This window comes from Gammaproteobacteria bacterium (assembly GCA_036381015.1).
Lineage (GTDB): Bacteria > Pseudomonadota > Gammaproteobacteria > Steroidobacterales > Rariloculaceae > ZC4RG20.
Genome location: DASVDR010000041.1, coordinates 102,014 through 121,843, shown reverse-complemented (window position 1 = coordinate 121,843; position 19,830 = coordinate 102,014). Strand labels below are relative to the sequence as shown.

General features: G+C 67.9%; 19 protein-coding genes. 11 read left to right on the top strand and 8 right to left on the bottom strand.

Translation table 11 applies throughout. The annotated features are described in order from the left end of the window. Window positions 1-32: 32 nt before the first annotated feature. The 6 genes from VF329_14280 to VF329_14255 all read left to right on the top strand — a co-directional run bounded on the left by VF329_14280 (window position 33) and on the right by VF329_14255 (window position 6,851). The gene (locus VF329_14280; GenBank protein HEX7082173.1) at window positions 33-1,169 is read left to right on the top strand and encodes a DUF6152 family protein; all 1,137 of its coding nucleotides are present in this window, start codon (window positions 33-35) and stop codon (window positions 1,167-1,169) included. A gap of 135 nt (window positions 1,170-1,304) precedes the next feature. Continuing rightward, on the top strand, window positions 1,305-2,747 hold the full coding sequence (locus VF329_14275) for a hypothetical protein (protein ID HEX7082172.1): 1,443 nt from the start codon (window positions 1,305-1,307) through the stop codon (window positions 2,745-2,747). 175 nt (window positions 2,748-2,922) lie between these two features. Further along, complete coding sequence (locus tag VF329_14270; protein ID HEX7082171.1) at window positions 2,923-3,927, top strand: sulfotransferase; 1,005 nt, start codon at window positions 2,923-2,925, stop codon at window positions 3,925-3,927. 230 nt (window positions 3,928-4,157) lie between these two features. Next, window positions 4,158-4,985: a glycosyltransferase family 2 protein gene (locus VF329_14265; protein HEX7082170.1), complete on the top strand. Its 828-nt coding sequence runs from the start codon at window positions 4,158-4,160 to the stop codon at window positions 4,983-4,985. Further along, on the top strand, window positions 4,982-6,115 hold the full coding sequence (locus VF329_14260; protein ID HEX7082169.1) for a glycosyltransferase family 4 protein: 1,134 nt from the start codon (window positions 4,982-4,984) through the stop codon (window positions 6,113-6,115). Before VF329_14265 ends, VF329_14260 begins: the two co-directional genes overlap by 4 nt. 97 nt (window positions 6,116-6,212) lie before the next feature. Then, window positions 6,213-6,851, top strand: coding sequence for a sugar transferase (locus VF329_14255; protein ID HEX7082168.1), 639 nt, complete (start codon window positions 6,213-6,215; stop codon window positions 6,849-6,851). Window positions 6,852-6,854: 3 nt separating this feature from the next. Here VF329_14255 and VF329_14250 read toward each other — a convergent pair whose 3' ends face one another. The 3 genes from VF329_14250 to VF329_14240 form a co-directional block, all read right to left on the bottom strand. Continuing rightward, complete coding sequence (locus VF329_14250) at window positions 6,855-8,267, bottom strand: trehalose-6-phosphate synthase (protein ID HEX7082167.1); 1,413 nt, start codon at window positions 8,265-8,267, stop codon at window positions 6,855-6,857. A 76-nt stretch (window positions 8,268-8,343) separates the two neighbouring features. Further along, window positions 8,344-9,090, bottom strand: a complete 747-nt coding sequence (gene otsB / locus VF329_14245; GenBank protein ID HEX7082166.1) for a trehalose-phosphatase — start codon at window positions 9,088-9,090, stop codon at window positions 8,344-8,346. Beyond that, window positions 9,032-10,153, bottom strand: coding sequence for a mechanosensitive ion channel family protein (locus tag VF329_14240; GenBank protein HEX7082165.1), 1,122 nt, complete (start codon window positions 10,151-10,153; stop codon window positions 9,032-9,034). Before VF329_14240 ends, otsB begins: the two co-directional genes overlap by 59 nt. 112 nt (window positions 10,154-10,265) lie before the next feature. On the opposite strand from VF329_14240, the gene VF329_14235 reads away from it, so the two are divergent. The 3 genes from VF329_14235 to VF329_14225 all read left to right on the top strand — a co-directional run bounded on the left by VF329_14235 (window position 10,266) and on the right by VF329_14225 (window position 13,210). Continuing rightward, window positions 10,266-10,694, top strand: coding sequence for a CHRD domain-containing protein (locus tag VF329_14235; protein HEX7082164.1), 429 nt, complete (start codon window positions 10,266-10,268; stop codon window positions 10,692-10,694). 429 nt (window positions 10,695-11,123) lie between these two features. Beyond that, window positions 11,124-12,722, top strand: a complete 1,599-nt coding sequence (locus VF329_14230) for a tetratricopeptide repeat protein (GenBank protein HEX7082163.1) — start codon at window positions 11,124-11,126, stop codon at window positions 12,720-12,722. A 167-nt stretch (window positions 12,723-12,889) separates the two neighbouring features. Further along, window positions 12,890-13,210: a UrcA family protein gene (locus VF329_14225; GenBank protein HEX7082162.1), complete on the top strand. Its 321-nt coding sequence runs from the start codon at window positions 12,890-12,892 to the stop codon at window positions 13,208-13,210. A 112-nt stretch (window positions 13,211-13,322) separates the two neighbouring features. On the opposite strand, the gene VF329_14220 is transcribed toward VF329_14225, so the two are convergent. Further along, window positions 13,323-15,194 (bottom strand): DUF885 domain-containing protein, encoded by a 1,872-nt coding sequence (locus VF329_14220; GenBank protein HEX7082161.1) that lies wholly within the window; start codon window positions 15,192-15,194, stop codon window positions 13,323-13,325. A 91-nt stretch (window positions 15,195-15,285) separates the two neighbouring features. Next, window positions 15,286-15,732, bottom strand: coding sequence for a nuclear transport factor 2 family protein (locus VF329_14215; protein HEX7082160.1), 447 nt, complete (start codon window positions 15,730-15,732; stop codon window positions 15,286-15,288). A gap of 112 nt (window positions 15,733-15,844) precedes the next feature. On the opposite strand from VF329_14215, the gene VF329_14210 reads away from it, so the two are divergent. Beyond that, window positions 15,845-16,480 (top strand): glutathione S-transferase family protein, encoded by a 636-nt coding sequence (locus VF329_14210; protein HEX7082159.1) that lies wholly within the window; start codon window positions 15,845-15,847, stop codon window positions 16,478-16,480. 87 nt (window positions 16,481-16,567) lie between these two features. Here VF329_14210 and VF329_14205 read toward each other — a convergent pair whose 3' ends face one another. The 3 genes from VF329_14205 to VF329_14195 form a co-directional block, all read right to left on the bottom strand. Beyond that, the gene (locus VF329_14205; GenBank protein ID HEX7082158.1) at window positions 16,568-17,317 is read right to left on the bottom strand and encodes an FkbM family methyltransferase; all 750 of its coding nucleotides are present in this window, start codon (window positions 17,315-17,317) and stop codon (window positions 16,568-16,570) included. Beyond that, a complete protein-coding gene (locus VF329_14200) occupies window positions 17,314-18,108 on the bottom strand; it encodes a class I tRNA ligase family protein (GenBank protein ID HEX7082157.1) in 795 nt (264 codons plus the stop codon). The genes VF329_14205 and VF329_14200 overlap by 4 nt, the downstream gene beginning before the upstream one ends. Before the next feature lie 272 nt (window positions 18,109-18,380). Continuing rightward, window positions 18,381-19,031, bottom strand: a complete 651-nt coding sequence (locus tag VF329_14195) for a hypothetical protein (GenBank protein HEX7082156.1) — start codon at window positions 19,029-19,031, stop codon at window positions 18,381-18,383. A 125-nt stretch (window positions 19,032-19,156) separates the two neighbouring features. Between VF329_14195 and VF329_14190 the strand changes: the two genes are divergently transcribed. Then, window positions 19,157-19,663 carry a cupin domain-containing protein gene (locus VF329_14190; protein HEX7082155.1) on the top strand — a complete coding sequence of 169 codons (507 nt, stop codon included), beginning with the start codon at window positions 19,157-19,159 and terminating at the stop codon, window positions 19,661-19,663. The last annotated feature ends 167 nt before the right edge of the window (window positions 19,664-19,830 follow it).

Here is a 19,830-nt window from a genome sequence, read left to right as displayed (position 1 = left end):
CCACCACCGTTTCGAGTCCAACGGAGCAGGATATGTCGAGAGTGTCCGCCATGGCCGTCGTCGGCGTCGCCCTTTCGGCGCCCGCATGGGCGCATCACGGCTTCGGCCGTTTCGAGATGGACAAGACCGTGCACTACTCCGGCACGCTGACGGGGATCGATCTCGTCAATCCGCATTCGTACATGAACCTCGACGTCGTCGGCCCCGACGGCAAGACCACGTCGATGCGCTGCGAGATGCGTGCGGCGACGCTGATCAAGCGTTCGGGCTGGACGGTCGAGATGTTCGTGCCCGGGTCGCACGTCGAGATCGAGGGCCATCCGCACCGCGACGATCCGCACTCCTGCTACCTCGAAACCTTCACGCTCGGCGACGCCACGACGATCAACCGCAACGACCAGTTCTCGAGCGCGTCGCCCGTCGACGTGTCCAACCGGCCGCTGCGGCTCGCGTCCGGCGAGCTGAACATTTCCGGCGACTGGGCGGTCGAGCAGGCGGTGCTGACGGTTCCGCCCGAGGGCGGCAACGGCGCGCTCGTGCCGAAAAGTCTGCGTGAGGAGTTCGCATCCGGCGAGATCACGCTCGAGGAGATCCGCGCCCGTAACCCGAGACCGGCCCCGCCCGTCTACACGGAAGCCGGCCGCGCGGCGGCGGAGTCGTTCCGGATGTGGTCGCCCGAGGACAATCCGCGCCTCGCATGCAAGCCCACGAGCATCATCTTCGACTGGACGTTCGACTGGCCGGTGAACCGGATCACGCAAGCCGTGACCGAGGACGGCGAGAAGGTGATCGATATCGTCTACGGCCTCTACAGCTTCTCCCGCCGCATCCACATGGGCATGGAGAGCCATCCGGCCGACCTCGAGCCGAGCTATGCAGGCCACTCGATCGGCCGATGGGAGGGCGACACTCTGATCGTCGATACCGTCGGCTTCCAGCCCGGCGTGCTCGTGCCGCCGACTCGCAACAGCGATCAGCTGCACATCGTCGAGCGCTTCACGCTCGACCCCGAGACGTTCGCGCTGAAGCGCGAATACACGGCCGAGGATCCGGTTTACCTGGCCGAGCCGTACACGGGCTCCGACACGGTCTTTCCGTCGGAGACGCCGTTCGAGCGGCATCCGTGCGAGGAGCTGACGTACGAGTTCACGCCTCAGGACGGCGAATAGGCGAACGAGCTCGGGCTCCGAAGCTCGCTGCTAGGGAAATCTTGCAATTCCGGTAGTGGACGCCGGGAAGCGGGCACGGTACTTTTGCGCCTGGTCGGCCTGCTCGTCTTCGTCGCCGATGCAACAGGAGCCGCTATGCATTCGCTCACGTCCATGATTCGAACCGTGCTGGTCGGGGCCGGAGCAGCCTCGTTCTTGGTAGCGACGGCGCACGCCCAAATCGACGATTCCATTCGCGGAGCCCCGAGCGAGGCCAACCACTTCATCGGGACCCCCGACGGCTGGGAGCACCCGATGACGCCGTGGGGCGAGCCCGACATTCGCGCTCAATTGGACATGATGCAGGCGTCCCGCGTGCCCCTCGAGCGGTGCGCGAGCAGCTACCGGTTCGGCGCTCCGCCGTGCGACATGGACAAGAAGTGGCTCACGGAGGAGGAATACGAGGCGCGGATGGAGCAGTACCGCAACCGCGTCGACCGCAGTCGGCAAGCGTTGGCGGAAGGCAACCTCGGCGTCTCGCTTCAATCGGGTCTGGTCGACCCGAACATTCCGCAGCGGCAGACCAATCTCATCGTCGATCCGCCGAACGGCCTGCTGCCGGCGCTGACGCCGGAGGGCAAGCTCCGCGCGCTCGAGATGCGCAGCGACTGGGCGCTGCCCGGCGAGGATCTGACGTTCGACGGCCCCGAGGATTTCGATAGCTGGGATCGGTGCATCACGCGCGGCATGCCGTCGTCGATGATGCCGTATCGCTACAACGGCGGGTTCAGGATCATGCAGGCGCCGGGCTACGTGATCTTCCAGCTCGAGATGATCCACGAAGCCCGCATCATTCCCACGACCGACGTCGCCGAGCTGCCGCCGGAGATCAAGCAGTGGATGGGCGAGTCGCGGGGCCATTGGGAAGGAACCACGCTCGTCGTCGAGACGACGCATTACAAGGAAGGCCCGCCGATGATCAACCTCGCGGTCGTCGGCTCGCCGCCCGGAAATCGCTTCCCGATCAGCGACCAGATGAAGACCACGGAGCGCATCGTGCGTCTGAACGACGACTGGTGGCTGTACGAGATCACGACCGAAGACCCGGTCATCCTCACGCGTCCGTTCACCGTGCGCTACCCGATGCGCAACGATTCGGACTATCTGATGCCCGAGTACGCTTGCCACGAAGCCAACACGATCGTGCGGAACTACACCGAGACGAGCCGCTACGAGCGTGCGCATCCGACGCCGGAGCCCGAGCAGCCGCCGGTCGAGGTCACCGCGGACGTCGCGAACACGCTCGACGGACGGTGGGTCGGCCGACCGCGCATCGTCACGATCGACGTCGACGTCGAGCTCGAGTTCACGAAGAACGCCGACGGAACGGTAAACGGCAAGCTGATCGGCACGAACCTCGGTGAGATCGACAAGCCTCTCAGGAATTTCACGATCGACGGGCGCTCGATGCGGTTCACGTTGCCGAACATCGATCCGTGGAGGTTTGCCGGAGAGCTCACCGAGGAAGGCACGATCGTCGGCGTCGTGAGCAGCGCGCAAGGCGGCTTGCCGATCACGTTCCGGCCGGTCTCGGAGTAGCCGCGCCCCGCGCAAGCGCGGCTCGGAGCGCCGCGCGGCGGGCGGAGGAGGCTCGAGCGAAGTGGCCTGAGGTGACGCGTCGCGAAGACGCGTCCGCCGTTCCAATATTTGGTAAGCGAAGCGCCGCCGGATTGTCCTAAAGTAGGGCAAGGCGTGGTTGGACACGGAGGCCGCTTTGCGCGTCCTATTCATCTGCTCGGCAGGACACTCGGGCTCGACATTGCTCGATCTCCTCCTCGGCTCCCATCCGCAAGCCGTTTCCCTCGGCGAGATCACGCACCTGCCGAAGAATCTGGCCCTCAACACGGCCTGCACGTGCGGCAGCCCGGCACGCGAATGCCCGGTTTGGTCGCGCGTGGTCGACGAGCTGAGCGAGCAGCCGGAGTTTCGCCGCGTGCACGTCGATCCGTACGTGCTGCACCTCGGGATGATACAGGCGAGCTCCGTCGTCGATCGGCGCCATCAGACGCTCTTGCGGATGTGGCAACGGAAGCTGGTCTATGGATTGGCGTTCGCGCGCTTCCGCTGGAACGTGCCGGTCCCTGCCGCCTGGCTCGGACCGCTGACCAGAGGCGCGAAGAACAAGCTCGTGTTGTTCGGCGTGATCTCGCGCCTGCTATCGCGCTCCGTGCTCGTCGATTCGTCGAAGCATTACCTCGAAGCGGTGAGCCTTTACGCTCAGGCACCGGACGTCGTTCGGATCGTCCTGCTCGTGCGTGACGGCCGAGCGGTCTACTACTCCGGCCGAAAGCGAGGCCAGTCCCGCAAGGCGGCGTTGCAGGCGTGGAAGCGACCCAACGAGCGTGCCCTGCCCATCCTCGCGCGCCGCGTTGCCGACGAGCATTTGCTGCGCGTCAGGTACGAAGATCTCGTTGCCCATCCGCAGGAGGAGCTCGAGCGGCTGTGCCGGTTCGCCGGCATCGACTTCGCCCCGGAGATGCTCCGCTTCACCGAACGAGAGCATCACGTGCTGAACGGCAACAGGATGCGCTTCGGCACGCGCGCGGTGATCGTCCCGGACCATTCCTGGCAACACGCGCTCTCGGCCCGGGAGCTGCGCGACTTCGACCGGCGCGCCGGCCGGCTGAACCGGAAGCTCGGATACGAGTCGACGCCGCCCGGCCCGTCGCGGGCGCCGGCGGCGCCGTCGGGCAACTCCCGCCGCCGGGGCGCCGCCTAGGTCGCATGCAATATTTGGAAGCCTGATCCCAAATCGGCCGCGAGCCGGTACCCGGTGTCGAGCGAAGCGCGGACGCGCGCCTCGTGCTTCGGAGCGCCGCTGTCAGAAACCAAAGAAATGGTGTCAGACACCTTTTTCCGGAACGCAGCACGACCTAGGTAGCTTTCCGCCTGTCCGCGGTCGCGGCCCCTCCCCTACCTTGTCCTCGGGTCGAGCGAGACGACGAGCACATGACCATTGCACGCATCACCCCGGTAATCATCGCGCGCAATGCCGCCGGCACGCTGGCACGTACGTTGCGCAGCCTCGAGACGTTCCGGGAGGTCATCGTCTACGAGAACGGATCCACCGATGCGACGGAGCAGGTCGCCGCCTCGTTCCCGAACACGCGCGTGATCACCGGCGACTTCATCGGCTTCGGCCCTACGAAGAACCGGGCCGCGAGCTTCGCCGCCACCGACTGGATTTTGTCGATCGACGGCGACGAATACCTGGCGCCGGCGCTCGTCGACGAGCTCGCGGCGCTGCCGCTCGACGACGCCGGCGTCGCTTATGCCGTGAAGAGGCATAATCTGCTCCTCGGCAAGCTCGTCGAGCACGGCGGGTGGGGAGACGATTGGCTCGTGAGGCTCTACAACCGCAATCGCTGCCGCGTCAACAACGCAATGGTGCACGAGAAAGTCGAGGTACCGCGTGACTGCAGAGTCGTGCGGCTCGACGGCGCGCTCTGGCACGAAGCCGTGACCGACGTCGATCAGTTCCTGCGGAAGATCAGCCGCTACAGCGAGCTGCGCCGCGGCGACGGCGCGAAGACGCACCGTCCGCTCGTCATTCTATGCCGCGCCTGCTGGGCTTTCTTTCGCAGCTTGGTCCTCGAGGCCGGTTTTCTCGCGGGCTGGCGCGGCGTGCTGATTGCGTACGCCAATGCCACGGGCACGTTCTTCAGGCACATGAAGCGCTACGCCGACCGAGCCGTCGCCGCCGAGCAGGCCGAGCGCGCGTTCGGCTCCGCACTTTCCGACTCGCCCCGGCCGAATCTGCGCAAGAGGCTGCCTTGAAAGCGGGCCGCATCGGCGCGCTGCTCGTCACGTCGCACAGCGATCGCCCGGAAGCCGAGACGATCATCGGCCTTCACGAGCTGGGGTTCCGGCTGCATGTCCTGTGCTCGCCGCGCGCTCGGCATCTGGAGCGCATGCGCAGAGCGGGAGTGGCGGTCACCCCGCTCGAGCTGCGCGGCAAGGTCGACCCGGCCGCGATTCGCCTGATCCGCGGCGAGCTGCAGGGCGGCGCGTACCGGATTCTCCACCTGTTCAACAACAAGGCGGCCGTCAACGGCCTCCTCGCCGCATGGGGGATTCCGGCGAGAGTCGTCGTGTATCGCGGCATCGTCGGCAACGAGAGCTTTCTGAACCCGTTCTCCTGGATGCGCTGCCTCAACCCTCGCGTCGACCGCATCGTCTGCGTGGCGGATGCGGTGCGCCGTCATTTCCTCGACATGCGGCTGCTCGGCCTGCGCCTGAGCCCCGAAAAGCTCGTGACGATACACAAAGGGCACGATCTCTCCTGGTACGACTTCGCGCCGGTGTCGCGCGCGGAGCTCGGGCTCGACGAAGGCGCCTTCCTCGTCGGCTGCGTGGCGAACTGGCGGCCGCGAAAAGGCATCGAGGTGCTCGTCGACGCGGTCGATCGGCTGCCGGACTCGGTCGATCTGCACTTGCTCCTCGTCGGACAGCTCAAAAGCGAAGCGCTCCTGCAACGCATCCGGTCGAGCCGCCGCGCGGCTCGCATCCACGTTCTCGGGCATCGCGACGACGCGCCGGAGGTCGCCGCCGGCTGCGACGTCGCCGTGCTGCCGTCGCTGCGGCGCGAAGGCTTGCCGAAGTCGATCATCGAGGCGATGGCGTGCGGCGTCGCGCCGGTCGTCACCTCCGTCGGCGGCAACGTCGAGCTCGTCGAGCACGAGGCCAGCGGGCTGGTCGTGCCGCCGAGCGACGCCGATGCCCTGGCGGACGCGCTGACGAGGCTCTATCGGGACCGCGAGCTCCGGCGGCGGCTCGGCGCGGCCGCGCGCGAGCGCATCCGCACGCGATTCACGATCGGACGAACGATTGCCGAGACGGCACGCCTCTATCGCGAGCTGGCCGAGCTGCCGCTTCCGGCGCCCCGCGCCGTTTCCGGGCTGCCATAATTCGCCATGATCGGTCGCGATTCGCCATGATCGTCGGCGCGGTCCGCCATTTTTCCCTGCGATCCTTGCTCCATCGGACGCCCCGTGGAGCAAAGGAATGTCGTCGCAACGCCTCACCGATATCGCCGTCGCGGTCGCCGCGCTGGCGCTGCTCTCGCCGCTCCTGCTCCTGATCGCCCTCCTGATTCGTCTCGAGGACGGCGGTCCGGCGCTCTTCACGCAGATCCGGGTCGGCGCCGGAAAGCGGCCGTTCCGCATCTACAAGTTCCGCACGATGCGCGACGGCAGCATCACGCGCATCGGCCGGTGGCTGCGGTCCACGGGTCTCGACGAGCTGCCTCAGCTCGTGAACATGCTGCGCGGCGAGATGAGCCTGATCGGCCCGCGTCCGCTGACCGAGGCCGACGTCATGCGGCTCGGCTGGAACGACGACGCCCACGCGCTCCGGTGGAGCGTCCGCCCCGGCGTCGTCGGGCTCGCCCAGCTCTACGCGGGCCGCGGCGCCCGGCTCTCGTGGTTTCTGGATGCCGCCTACGTGCGCGGACGCCGGTTCCGCCTCGACGCCGAAATCGTGGCCGCGACGGCCGTGATGAGCGTGCTCGGCAAGCCGCGCGTGCGGGCATGGCTGCGGCGCCGGCGCGCGGCCGCTGCCGCGGAGCGCGCTTCGGCGGCACCCGTTGCTCCGGCGAGGGCATCCCACCGCGCGCAGATTTTCGCGGTCGTCGAGCGCGCTTAGCGCTCAGCGCCGGCGCGCGCGGCGCTCGGGCGTCGTGCTCGAGCGTGCGCTTTCCAGTGCGTCGATGAACCGCCGGCACCAGGCATGGATGTCGTTGTTCCGCAGCACCTGGAACATCGCACGGTAACGCTCGCGCCGTTCCGCAAGCGGCATGTCGATCGCTCTCTGCAAGCCTTCGGCGACGCCCTCCTTGTCGTAAGGGTTGACGAGCACCGCGCCTTCCGCGAGCTCGATCGCGGCGCCGCATAGCGTGGAGAGCACCAGCACGCCGGGATCCTTCGGATCCTGGCTCGCGACGTATTCCTTCGCGACGAGATTCATGCCGTCGCGGATCGGCGTGACGAGGCCGACGCGCGCGAGACGCAGGAGCGCCATCAGCACGCTGCGATCGTAGGCCCGATTCAAGTATCGGATCGGCACCCAATCGATCTCCGCGTAGCGGCCGTTGATGTTGCCGGCGGCCTGCTCGAGCTCGTTGCGGATCGCTTCGTAGGTCATGACCTTCGAGCGCGTCGGCGGAGCGATTTGCATGAAGGTGACGTGGCCGCGGATCGCCGGATAGCGGCCGAGCAGGCTCTCGTACGCCCGAAATCGCAGCTCGAGCCCCTTGCTGTAGTCGAGACGATCGACGCCGATGATGAGCTTGCGGTTCCGCAGGCTGAGAAGGAGCCGCTCGACCTGGGGCCGCTCCACGTTCTGTGCACCGAGCGAGCGGCACTCCTCGACGTCGATGCCGATCGGGAACGCGCCGGCCTCGAACGATCTGCCGAACGCCCGTATCCGCCCGTCTTCCAGCAGTCGGCCGCCGATCTCGGGCTGCGACATGCATTCGGCGAGCGCCATCCGATCCGGCTCGGTCTGGAGCCCGACGACGTCGTAGGCCGCGAGCGCGCGCAGCAGCTCGTCGTACACGGGCAGCGACCGCAGCACGTCGAAGCTCGGAAACGGCACGTGCAGGAAGAAGCCGATCGGCAGATTCACGCCTTCCCGCCGCAGCTCTTCCGCGAGCGGGATCAAGTGGTAATCGTGAACCCAGACGACGTCGTCGGGCTCGAGCAACGGCAGCAGGCGCTGCGCGAAGAGTCGATTGACGCGGCGATAGGCTTCGTAGTCGCTCCGGTTATAGGAGAAGAAGCCGAGCATGAAGTGCAGCAACGGCCAAAGGGTATTGTTGCTGAAGCCGTTGTAGTACGCCTCGAAGTCGCGGGCGTCGACGTCGATCGTGGCGAAGCGAACGCTTCCGGAGGTGGAAATCTTCGCGTCGCTGGGCTCCCCTTCCGTGGTCTTGCCGCTCCAGCCGAACCAGAGCCCGCCCCGCTGCTGGAACGCCGCCAAGAGCCCGACGGCGAGACCTCCCGCGGATTTCCCGCTCCGCGGCACGGCTACGCGGTTCGATACGGCCACGAGCCGGCTCATCGCGAGGCCCCGAGCTGCACAGCCGCCTGCCCGACATCCATCACGGGCCTATTATGCGGACAGCTCCGGCGAACCGTTAAGAGGTACCCGCCGCGACGAGCTGCTCGAGCCAGCCGAGCACGGCGCCCACGCCGGCAAGCCGCCAGCGGGCCTCCGTGGCGCCCGCCCCCACCTTCACCGACACGCCTCCCAGGGCGTTCACCGTGCGAAAACCCGCCTCGTCGGTCACGTCGTCGCCGACGAAGACCGGCGTGCGCCCGGCGAACGGCGCCTCCTCCATGAAGGCGGCGATCGCGCTCCCCTTGTTCGTCACGCCCGGCTTGAGCTCGAGCACGCTGCGGCCCAGAAGGATCTCGATATCGGGCGGCAGCGCGCGCTGGAGCTCGCCGGCAAAGCGGTGCACGTCGCGCTCGAGTTCCGGCCGCGCCCGGTAATGCATGGCCAGCGCGATGCCCTTGTCCTCGATCCACAGACCCGGGTGACGGGCCGCGAACGCGTCGAGCGCCGCACGCGCCGCGGCGAGCGCGCGATCGTGCCCGCCCGCGCTGTGCAGCCGGCGGCGGGCATCGCGCCGCTCCAGGCCGTGGACACCGGCGGCGACGTACGTGTGGGGCGCGAGAATGCGATCCAGCTCCTCGATGCGCCGCCCGCTGACCAGCGCCACGGCGCCGCCCGTGACGGTCGGCAGCGCCGGCAGCAGCGCCCGAAGGCGCGGCGAGGCCGTGGTTCGATCGGGATGCTCGACGATCTCGACCAGCGTCCCGTCAAGATCCAGAAACAGCGCCGGTCGATGCGGCCAGGGCGGCCGGTCGGCTTCCGTCATGCTTCGGCGTCTCCGAGACGTAGAGCGTCTGCGTCGGGTAGGCGAATCGAATGCCCTCCTTCGCGAAGCGCTCGTGAAGCGCGAGATCGATCTCCTGCTGGATGTCCATGAACAAGTTGTAGTCGGGCGAAAGCACGTAATACACGGTCTCGAAGATTAGCGCGAACTCGCCGTGCTTCTGAAAATGCGCGCGATCGAAGCGCACGCGGTCCTGCGCCTCGACGGCCTCCCGGATCATTGCAGGGATGCGCCGCAGCTGATCCGGCCGCGTCTCGTACCTGACGCCGATGCTGAAGACCACGCGCCGCTCGAACATCCGCCCGAAGTTACGCAGGCGGCTGCTCAGGAGATCGTTGTTCGAGAACACGAGCTGCTCGCCCGAGAGGCTCCGCAGGCGCGTGGTCTTCAAGCCCACGTTCTCGACCGTGCCGAGGAAATCGTCGACGGTGATGAAATCGCCGACCACGAACGGCTTGTCGAGCACGATCGAGAGCGACGCGAAGAGATCGCCGAGAATGTTCTGCGCGGCGAGCGCCACGGCGACGCCGCCGATGCCGAGCCCGGCCACCATCGCGGTCACGTTCACCCCGACGTTGTCGAGCACGACGAGCAAGATGATCGCCCACACCGCGACGCGCAGCACGAACCCGAGCACGTCGAGCGCGGCCACCGTTCCCGGATCCTCGGAGAGCTGGCGTTCGCGCTTCAGCTTCAGGAACGCGGCCAGCGCGGTCGTCGCCCAGAGCCCGATCTGGAGCAGCAGCCCGATCTCGAGCGCGCGTCGGAAGAAAGCATCGGCGGCGGGCGGCCAGGATGGCAGCCGCGATCCCACATAGAGCGCTACGAGCAGCAGGAACCAGCTCTTCGTGCAGCCGACGGAGCGCCGCGCGATCGCGAGAGGCAGGCTGCGGTTGCGGTCGGCCAGCAGGCCGAGACGCCTGCCGAGCTGCGAGCGGAGCAGCACGAGCACGAGCCACACGACGACGAACACGGCCGCGCCGCCGGCCCAGATCAGCAGCGAGTTGCCGCCGACTTCGTAGTCGAGCCACTCGAGATAGTCCATCAGTCCTCCCTGCTCCGTCGCTCGCGCCGATTGTAACGAATCGCGTCCGACGCGCCCGTCCCGTTGGTATATAGTTGCCGCGGAGCGCGTCCTAGAGAGGGGAGAATGGGCGATGAGGGGAATGATTCGGATCGCAGCGATCGGGCTCGCATTCTGCGCGCTTGGCCCGGCGGCCGCGCAAGAGAGCGGCTGGCACGCGCGGCTCTCCACGGTGCCGATCGATCCGTCGCTCACCGACACGATCGCCGGGCACGGCGAAGCTTCCGCGGAGCTGGCCGGCAAAGAGCTGCGTATCACGGGAACGTTCACTGGACTGAAAGGGCCGGCGACGATCGCGCAGCTGCGCGTGAGCCCATACGTCGGCGTCCGCGGGCAGCCGATCGCGGACCTCACCGTCAGCCCCGCCACCGAAGGCTCGGTATCGGGCTCCGTGGAGCTGACGCCCGAGCAGATCGAGGCGTTGCGCGGCGGTCGCCTCTACATCCAAATCCACAGTCAGACCGCGCCGGAAGGCAATCTTTGGGGATGGCTCGTGCAGTGACGCGCGGAATCGCGGCCGCCGGCGCCGCACAAAAGGGCGCGCCGGCACTCCTGCTGCCCAAGTAGCCCGTTGTCGCGATTCGGCGACCGAAGGAACGGCGCGATCCAGGTTCGCGTCGGCATCCCCGGCGCCTCGGCCGTTCCCCGTACCTTGCGAAACGGCGACTCGCGTGCGGCGGGCGGTCGTCGAAACGCCTGCCGAACAACGACATGGCGTGCAGTGTTCGAATCGATGACAGCCGTCGATGCGGGTGGTAGGCTAACGTTCCTTCGAGTTGCCGCGCGCGCATACTGCTCGAGGTCCTTTCGCCGCGCAGCGGGCGCCGCGACGTTCATTCAATGCGTACAGGCGATGCATCTGCCCACGCACTCCGAACGAGCCATTCGACCGACGAGCGCAGAGCCGGTCTATCGCTTCGGCGAGTGCGAGGTGAACCCTCGCCTCCGACAAATACGCTTCGCCGGCGCCCTCGTCGAAGCTCAGCCGAAGACTTTCGATCTGCTGCTCTACCTGATCGAGAACCGCGATCGTGTGATCGACAAGGACGAGCTGCTCGCGAAGCTTTGGCCGAACATGATCGTTTCCGAGTCCGCCCTCACGCAGGTCGTGCGCAAGGCCCGCTCCGCCGTCGGCGACGACGGCACGCGGCAAGCGGTCATCCGTACGATCCAGCGCCGCGGCTTCAGGTTCGTGGCCGCGCTCCTCGACGAGCCTGACGAGGAGTCGCCTCCGGCGCCGCTCGCTTCGGCGAGCGGCAAGGAAGAGGAGGCATCGGTCGCCGTGCTCCCGTTCGTCGACATGAGCGCGGAGCACGATCAGGAGTACTTCTGCGACGGCATGGCCGAGGAGATCATCAACGAGCTCGCGCAGATTTCCGGGCTGCGCGTCGCCGCGCGCACGTCCACGTTCGCATTCAAGAACCGCGCGGACGACGTGCGTGAGATCGGCCGGCGGCTCGGCGTGAAGTCGGTGCTCGAGGGAAGCGTGCGTAAGGCCGGAAACCGTCTGCGCGTGACCGCGCAGCTCATCGATGCCGATACCGGGTTTCATCTCTGGTCCGAGCGCTGGGATCGAGCGCTCGAGGACATGTTCGCGATCCAGGGCGAGATCGCGTCGCTGATCGCGGCCGCGCTGAGGCGACCGGTAAGCGACCCTACCCCCGGCGCCGTCCGCTACACGTCCGCGGATCTTTGCGAGCGCGGCTTCGCTTATCTGCACCGCTACGGCCGGCGCAGCCAGCGCTTCGCGATGGACCTCTTCGGTCAGGCGCTCGCAATCGACCCGAAATCGGCCCGCGCCTGGGCGGGCCTCGCGCTGAGCCATGCGGTGCTCTATCGCACCGACTGCCGGCACCATCGCGAAGAGGCGGCTGCCGCGGCCGAACGCGCTTTGCAGTTCGATCCGGGCTGCGCGGAAGCGTGGACCGCACGCGGCGCCGCGATATCGATCACGGGCGACTTCGCGGACGCTGAGGCCGCATTCAAGCGCGCGCTGGCGCTCGCGCCGTCGCTTTTCGAGGCCCATTACTACTACGGTCACGCGTGCATTGAAGCCGGCGAGTACGAGCAGGCCGCGGCGCTCTACGAGCGCGCCGCCCAGCTCCGTCCCGCTGACTACCAGGCCCTGGTCTTCGCTCGCCAGGTCTATCGCTCGCTCCGGCAGCCGGAGCGCGAGCGCGACGCGGCGCTGCGGCAGCTTCAAGCAGCGGAGCGCGCGTTGGCCGCGGATCCGACCGACGCCCGCGCCCTCTCGCTGAGCTCCGGCTCGCTGATCGTCGTCGGCCGTACCGAGGAAGCGCTCGAATGGAGCAGGCGCGCGTGCGAGCTCGAGCCGGACGAGCCCTACGTCCACTACAACGCCGCCTGCGCGTACGCGCTTCTCGGCGATACGGAACGCGCGCTGGACGCGCTCGAGCGCGGCACCGAAGGCGCGTACGTCTGCCGCCGGTCGTGGGTCGAGCACGACGACGATCTCGCGTCTCTGCGCAACCATCCGCGCTTCCGCCGGATGCTCGACGGCCTTTGCTGAACGGCGGCCCCCGAGGCCATCCGCTTCACTCCGCGGCCGCGGTCCGTCATTCGGCGGTCACGAATTAATCAGCGAAAAATCACTGCGAAGTCATGCCGTCGCAGCCGCCGTCGCCGATGATGACGACCGTCGGTTGAGGCGGAATCAAAGACACGAGGGACGATCCGATGAAAGCACAGCGACTCGCAGTGACGTTCGCGGCAACGTTGTCGTTCGCAGCCGGCCTTGCGTCCACGCAGGCCGCAGCCGACGGCCGGTCCGAGGTGACGCGGTCCGTCGTCGTCCAGTACCCGGTCGACCTGCTGAACGGCGATGCCGGAGCCGAGCAGCTCTATTCGCGGCTCCAGGATGCCGCGCGCAAAGCCTGCGGGCAGTTCGACACCAAGCAGCTTTACGGGCTGAAGGAGTGGCGCCGGTGCTACGAGGCGGCGCTCGCCGATGCGGTGAAGAAGGTCGGCGCAGGCCGTCTCGCGGCCGTGCGGGAATAAGCGTCGCAAGGCGGCCCCCCGGGGCGGACGCGGCGGCTTCGGACGCCGCCCCGCCCCGGGCGGGTCCCGGTAGAGCCGTCGGCACGCGACATCGAACCGCAGGCGCGTGACGTCAGCCGCTCGGTGCGCCCTGTGACGCGATCCAGGCGTCGACGCGCCGCTCGAGTATCGACAGCGGCAGCGCGCCGCCGCCGAGCACCGTATCGTGGAAGCCGCGGATGTCGAAGTCGTCGCCGAGCGCGTGCTCGGCCTTCTCGCGCAGCTCCATGATCTTCAGCATGCCGATCTTGTACGACGTCGCTTGACCGGGAAGGACGATGTAGCGGCGAACCTCGGACCGTATCTGGCCCTCCGCCGCCGGCGAGTGAGTTATGAAATATGCGACGGCCTGCTCTTCGGTCCACCCCTTCGCATGCAGCCCGGTATCGAGCACGAGCCGGATCGCACGCCAAATCTCGGTCGTCAGCCGGCCGAAGTCCGAGTACGGATCCTCGTACGCGCCCATCTCCTTGGCGAGCCGCTCGGCGTAGAGCCCCCAACCTTCGATGTACGCGTTGAAGAAGGCCTGCGTGCGGAATTCGGGAACGCTCGTCAGCTCCTGCGCGATCGAGATCTGCAGGTGGTGACCCGGGATGCCTTCGTGATATGCGACCACCTCGAGCTGCGGCTTCGGCATCGCGCTCATGTCGATCAGGTGCACGTAGAAGATCCCGGGGCGGGAGCCGTCCGGAGTGCCGGGGAAATAGTGCTGGGCGGCGCCGGGCTGCTCGCGGAAAGGCTCGACGCGGCGCACGACGAGATCCGCCTTCGGCAAGATGCCGAAGAACTCCGGCAGCTTCTGCTCGATCCGCCCGAGGTGGACGCGGGCGGCTTCGAGGTACGCCGCGCGGCCCTCGTCGGTGTTGGGGTAATAGAAACGCGGATCGTCTCGGACGAACTCGAAGAACTCGCGCAGGCTTCCGTCGAACCCGACGCGCTCCTTCACGGCCTCCATCTCCGCCTCGATGCGCGCCACTTCGCGCAGCCCGATCTCGTGGATCTCGTCGGCCGAGAGCTCCGTGGTCGTGGCATAGCGCAGGCGTTCAGCGTAGAACGCTCGGCCGTCCGGCAGCTTCCAGACGCCCGTGGCGACCTCGTCCGCGTTCGGCAGATCCGACTCGACCCATGCGACCAGCGCGTCGTAAGCGGGCTCGAGCCGCTCCGTCAGCGCGGCGCGCGCGGCAGCGCGCAAATCCGCGGCCCGCGCGGCGTCGATCTCGCCTCTCTCGAGCAGCGCTGCGATTTCCGCCTCGGCGTCCGCCCATATCGGCGAGTCGCCGTCGCCGCCGAACGGCGCCCCCGTGACGACCGCGCGCGCCTGCTGCAGCACGCCTTCGTAGGCGAAGCGAGGCGGCCGGACGCCCTCTTCCGCGGCCGCCTGCGCGCGCTCGAGCAGTTGCCGGATTGCCCGGCCGATGCCGCCGATGCGGGCGATGTAGGCCTCCATGTCGGAGACCGAGTCGACCTCGTGGAAGTTGATCAGGAACTGAGGCAGCGATGCCTGCGGACCGCTCATCTGGGTGAAGACGTAGTTCGAGCGCAGGTAGGGCCGCGCCGCCTCGGCGCGCTCGAGCTCGTAGACCCATATGTCGTAAGACGTTTGCGCTTCGGGCGTCAGGAGCTCGTAATCGAAGCTTCGTTCGAGATCGGCGACCGAGTCGCGCCGCCACGCGAGCTGCGCGTCGGCGGCGCTCTCGGAGAAGTCGTCGATCGCGTCGTAGTCGTCCTTCCGCCCGAGCATCGTCTTCTGCATCGGGCTGAAGTCGAGCAGCTCCTCGTAGCGCGCGTCGAACCACTCGTTGAGCCGCGCGGCTTCCGCCTCGATCCGCTCGGAGCGGGCCGCCGCAGGCGTCTCCTGCGCCGGCAGGCGGAAAGGCCACGCGACGACGCACGCCGCCACGGGTGCGGCGCAAAGCAGCCGGCGAGCCGATGTTTCGAACGTCATCGCGGTCCCTCCGGGGCGGCGAACGCAGTGAGCGCCGGCTGGGCGTGCGCGAGCGTCGGGTCAAGCATCATGTACAGGTATTTGCGGGACACTAGGTATGCATGACGAAGCGGGCCCGCCGTTCGGCGATGCGCCAGCCCGAGGCCGTCAGCCGAAACGCGTCCTCGAGCTCGCCGATCAGCGTGCGGGGATCGCACTTCGCTCCGAAAGGCCCCTCCGCCCGCAGCGCATCGGCCGAATACAGCACCACGTACGTGAGGCCGCGGGCTGTCGCCGTCGATTCCGCCGTGACGATGATGTTGCTGCACACGTGGCGCGTCATCCGGTTCCGCGGCCGCGACCGGTAGGAGTCGATGATCTCGTCGCGGCCGACGAGCGGCGGGCCCGAGGGCCTGTGAAGCAAGCCGTCGCTCGTGAAGAGATCCGCGAACGCCTCGTAGTCCTGGCGGTCGTTCGCGGCGACGGATTCGAGGACGAGCCGCGCGCACGCATGCTCGATCAGCGCCCTTTCCTGCTCGGTGAGTGCGGATGTGTTCATGGGCGAAGGATAACGCACGCGGCGGCGAAGCGCGCCCGGGGCTTCGCCCGTTGATTCCTGCGCCGCCGCGCCGGAACATCGGTTAGCCCCTTCCCCGCGTCAGGAGGATTCGATGAGCAGGGATCTCGTCTTCTATCACAACCCGATGTCGCGCGCCCGAATCGTCCACTGGATGCTCGAGGAAGTCGAAGCGTCTTACGAGGTCGAGCTGATCCGCTTCGACAAGAACGAGCACAAGGCGCCCGAGTATCTCGCGATCAACCCGATGGGCAAATTGCCCGCGATCGTGCATCGCGGCACCGTCGTGACCGAGAGCGCGGCGATATGCGCCTATCTCGCGGACGCATTTCCGGACGCCGGCCTGGCACCCAATGTCCGCTCTCCGGACCGCGGCACGTATTACCGGTGGCTGTTCTTCGCCGCCGGCTGCCTCGAGCCCGCGCTCGTGGACAAGATGCTCGACCGGCCGGACCCCGGACGGCCGAGCGCAATCGGATACGGCACCTACCGTGACACGCTGGATACGCTCGAGCAGGCCGTCGCGAAGGGACCGTATCTTCTCGGCGAGCGCTTCACGGCGGCCGACCTGTACGTGGCCTCGCAAATCGGCTGGGGCCTCATGACGAAGGCGCTCGAGCCGCGGCCGGCGCTCGTCGACTATTCCACCCGCTGCACGGAGCGGCCGGCCGCGAAGCGGGCCGCCGCGCGGGAAGAGGAGTTCGTCGCCCGGCTGAAGGCCGCGGGCTGAGCCGAGCCGCGAGGCCTGACGGCCGACGCGGGCCCGGGACGCACGTCAGCCGCGAGGGCACACGGCCGACGCGGCTCGAGACGCTCGTCAGCCGCGCAGCCGCGCGTAGATGTCGCCGGATCGGGACCGCGCCGTCAACGACGCAACGAAGCGGCGAATGCCGTCCGCGTCGACCCACTCGGTCTCGCCGAAAACGTGGCTCTCGCCGGCGGACCAGTTGAAGAGATAGTCGCCGAGGGCCGCGAGACGTTCCACGCACACGACGGCCGTCTCCCTGGCCGCGGGCAGGTATTCGAACGACAACGCCGGCAGCGCGGTCGAGACGCCCGCGAGCACCTCGGCTTCGTAGCCTTCCACATCGATCTTCACGAACTGCGGCAGGCCGTGCTCGTCGACCAGCGCCTGAAGCGTCGTCAGCTCGACCTCGTCGCCTTCGGCCCACTGCACGCCGCGGAACGACGGGTCTTGCCGCACGTCCTCGATCCATTCTCGGGACAACGTCGTGACCGTCGGCGCCCGCTCGCTGACGAGAAGCCGGGCGCGTCCGGGTGCACGCCCGACGGCCTTCGGCACGATCGTGACGCCGGCGTCGCGGCCGTACAGAAGTCGCAACAACCGGACGAATGGCGCTTGCGGCTCCACGGCGACGACGCGGGCGCCGAGCCGCCGCCAGATCCGGATCCGGTTGCCGGCGTGGGATCCGATGTCGAAGCAGACCGACCCCGGCGCCACGAGCTCGGCATAGAAGCGCGTCATTCGCGCGCCGCGCAACGGCGACGCGTAGTACATCGCGAGCGAGCGCGCGATGCCGAGCGCGGATCCGATTCCGTGCGTCATCGCGGGAACAGCGGCTCGGGCGACGAGGCGTCGAGCGCGACGAGCAGCCGCGACGACGCGTCGGGCAGAAACGGCCGCAGCGCTTCGCCCACGCGCCGGAGCGCGGCGTAGAGCTCGCCGAGCACGTCGCCCAGTGCCCCGATCAGCCCGTGTTTCCCGAGCTTCCAAGGCTCGGTCCGGTTCACATAGGCGTTGGCGGACCCGACGACGCTCCAGATCGCATCGAGCGCTCGATGCACAGCGAACTCCTCCACGTGCCGAGCGACCTCGGCCTCGAGCCCCGAGGCGAGCTCCGACCCAGGTTCGGCCGGCACGCCGTGTCTGCGCACGAGCGCCGTCGCTCGGGACACGAGATTCCCGAGATCGTTCGCGAGCTCGTGCTCATAGACCTCCGCGAGACGCTCCCACGAGAAGTCGCCGTCGTAATGGCTGCCGACATGGCGCAACAGGTAATAGCGCAGCGCATCGGTGCCGTGGCGGCGGCACGCCTCCGCCGGCGATACGGTCCGACCGTGCGACTTGCTGATCTTCTCGCCCTCGACCGTGACGTAACCGTGCACGAGGATTTCGCTCGGCGGGCGGAGCCCCGCGGAAAGGAGGATGCCGGCCGCCTCCGCCGCGATCGCGTTCTTCAAGCTGTTGTCGTCCGTGCCGGACAGAAAGAACGTGTAGTCGCCGCGAAGCCGCGCATGTCGGGCGACGACGTCGGCGATCACGAGCTCCTGCGCGAACCCGATGTGCGGGGGCGCGTTCACGTACGGGATCGCCGTCGAGACGAAACGATAGCTCATGACGCTTTCTCCAGGGCAAAAAAAATGCCGAGCCACCTCTTGGAGATGGCTCGGCATTCGTTACGGCTTGTCGGCTTAGCTCTGAATCGCCCCGAGCGCCATCCCCACGTTCGAAGACATGGCGATGGTCATAGGCATCGTGCCGGCGCTCGGTCGCATGATGCCCATCATAACCCGACCGCTAAAAGGGCGCGGCCCTATTTCGGGGCCCCCTTCTCGGAGAGCGATCCACCGCGACTCCTCCGCGATCGGTGCGACGGCCGCCGCGGGGCTCAATCGATCGCGAAGCAGTAGAACAATCCGTTGCCGCCGGTGCCCTGCAGATCCGCCTGGCCGCAGCCGCGGGAGGCGTGCGCCGAGTTCCACGACATCGGATTGGCTCCGCCGCCTTGACGGTCGTGATGGCCGACCATCGCGCTGCCGTCGGAGCCGCTGCTCGTCCAGTTCTCGCAGGTACTGCCCGCCGTCGAGACCGTGCCGTCCGTCTCGGAGCCTGTGAGGATGTCGTGCATGTTCGGCGAGTCGCCGCGGCCGTTGATCTGCTCGCCCTTCTCGCTCAGCGACGTCTCCTTGCCGAGGTTGTTGTTCTCACTGTGCAGATCCTCGACGCTCTCCGCGACCATCACCCCCCTTGCGTTGAACCAGGGGCCTTCGCCGATGCGATCGCGCGCGTTCACGGCCGGCTGGCCATCCGAAGCCGTCGCGCTCAGGTACGCACGCCACGTCTTGTCGCCGGCGCCGACCGCCTCCGCCAGCTGCTGACAATGCGCGTCGGCGCCCTCGAGGCCGCCCAGATCCGCTCCGTTGCCGGGTCCTTCGCTGGTGATGAAGAAGCTCATCCGCGGGTCCGCCTGCTGAGCATCGGCGAGGCCGGACGCAAGCGCCGCCGCGGCCGCGAGCGCGAACGATGACGTTGTTCTCATGGACTCCCCCTCGATTCGTATTGGATAGGCCGGTCGACTCCCGACGGCCCTAGTGTACCCTCGCCCCGCCGGACCGCCACCGACGGCGCGGACGCGCGGCCCGCCCCGCCCGTATAATCCGCGGCGTGGACGCCGTCGCCGCGAAACTCGCCGAGCGCCTCGGGCTCGAGCCGCACCCCGAAGGCGGCTTCTACAAGGAAATCTATCGATCGCCGCTCGAGATCCCGCACCCGGCCGTGCCGGGCGGCGAGAGCGCCGCGCGCTCTGCCGGCACCCTGATCTACTACCTCCTGGCCGGCGAACAGTTCTCGGCTTTCCACCGTCTGCGGTGGACGGACGAAATCTGGCACCTTTATGCCGGCGGGCCGCTCGAGCTGCACCTGATCGATTCGGATGGCGACTACGAGAGGCGCCTCCTGACCGGCGATCTCGCGCGCGGCGAGCCGGCCGCCGTCGTGCCGGCCGGCGTTTGGCAGGCCGCGCGGCTCGAGAGCACGGCGTCATGGGCACTCTGCGGCTGCATGGTCGCGCCCGGCTTCGACTTCGCCGATTTCGAGATCCCGCCGCGCAGTCGGCTGCTCGCCGCCCACCCGCAGCACGCCGCCGTCATCCGCGAGCTCACGCGCTCCTGAGCCCAGAGTCGCCGCACGTCCCGCCGCTTCCGGCGACTTTCGTCCGGCGGAAGAACTGATATACTCCAAGCTGCTATAAACAAAAGGAAAACGACGCGCTCGATCGCGGCTCGGGAGAAGCTCGCAAGCACGACGATGGCCGAGGCTTTCAACGCGTGATCCAGATC

Bases quoted from the DNA above. Each gene is read 5' to 3' on its own strand.
- VF329_14280 (HEX7082173.1), top strand. From the start codon at position 33: ATGTCGAGAGTGTCCGCCATGGCCGTCGTCGGCGTCGCCCTTTCGGCG.
- VF329_14275 (HEX7082172.1), top strand. From the start codon at position 1,305: ATGCATTCGCTCACGTCCATGATTCGAACCGTGCTGGTCGGGGCCGGA.
- VF329_14265 (HEX7082170.1), top strand. From the start codon at position 4,158: ATGACCATTGCACGCATCACCCCGGTAATCATCGCGCGCAATGCCGCC.
- VF329_14255 (HEX7082168.1), top strand. From the start codon at position 6,213: ATGTCGTCGCAACGCCTCACCGATATCGCCGTCGCGGTCGCCGCGCTG.
- VF329_14250 (HEX7082167.1), bottom strand. From the start codon at position 8,267: ATGAGCCGGCTCGTGGCCGTATCGAACCGCGTAGCCGTGCCGCGGAGC.
- otsB (HEX7082166.1), bottom strand. From the start codon at position 9,090: ATGACGGAAGCCGACCGGCCGCCCTGGCCGCATCGACCGGCGCTGTTT.
- VF329_14240 (HEX7082165.1), bottom strand. From the start codon at position 10,153: ATGGACTATCTCGAGTGGCTCGACTACGAAGTCGGCGGCAACTCGCTG.
- VF329_14235 (HEX7082164.1), top strand. From the start codon at position 10,266: ATGAGGGGAATGATTCGGATCGCAGCGATCGGGCTCGCATTCTGCGCG.
- VF329_14225 (HEX7082162.1), top strand. From the start codon at position 12,890: ATGAAAGCACAGCGACTCGCAGTGACGTTCGCGGCAACGTTGTCGTTC.
- VF329_14220 (HEX7082161.1), bottom strand. From the start codon at position 15,194: ATGACGTTCGAAACATCGGCTCGCCGGCTGCTTTGCGCCGCACCCGTG.
- VF329_14215 (HEX7082160.1), bottom strand. From the start codon at position 15,732: ATGAACACATCCGCACTCACCGAGCAGGAAAGGGCGCTGATCGAGCAT.
- VF329_14210 (HEX7082159.1), top strand. From the start codon at position 15,845: ATGAGCAGGGATCTCGTCTTCTATCACAACCCGATGTCGCGCGCCCGA.
- VF329_14205 (HEX7082158.1), bottom strand. From the start codon at position 17,317: ATGACGCACGGAATCGGATCCGCGCTCGGCATCGCGCGCTCGCTCGCG.
- VF329_14200 (HEX7082157.1), bottom strand. From the start codon at position 18,108: ATGAGCTATCGTTTCGTCTCGACGGCGATCCCGTACGTGAACGCGCCC.
- VF329_14195 (HEX7082156.1), bottom strand. From the start codon at position 19,031: ATGAGAACAACGTCATCGTTCGCGCTCGCGGCCGCGGCGGCGCTTGCG.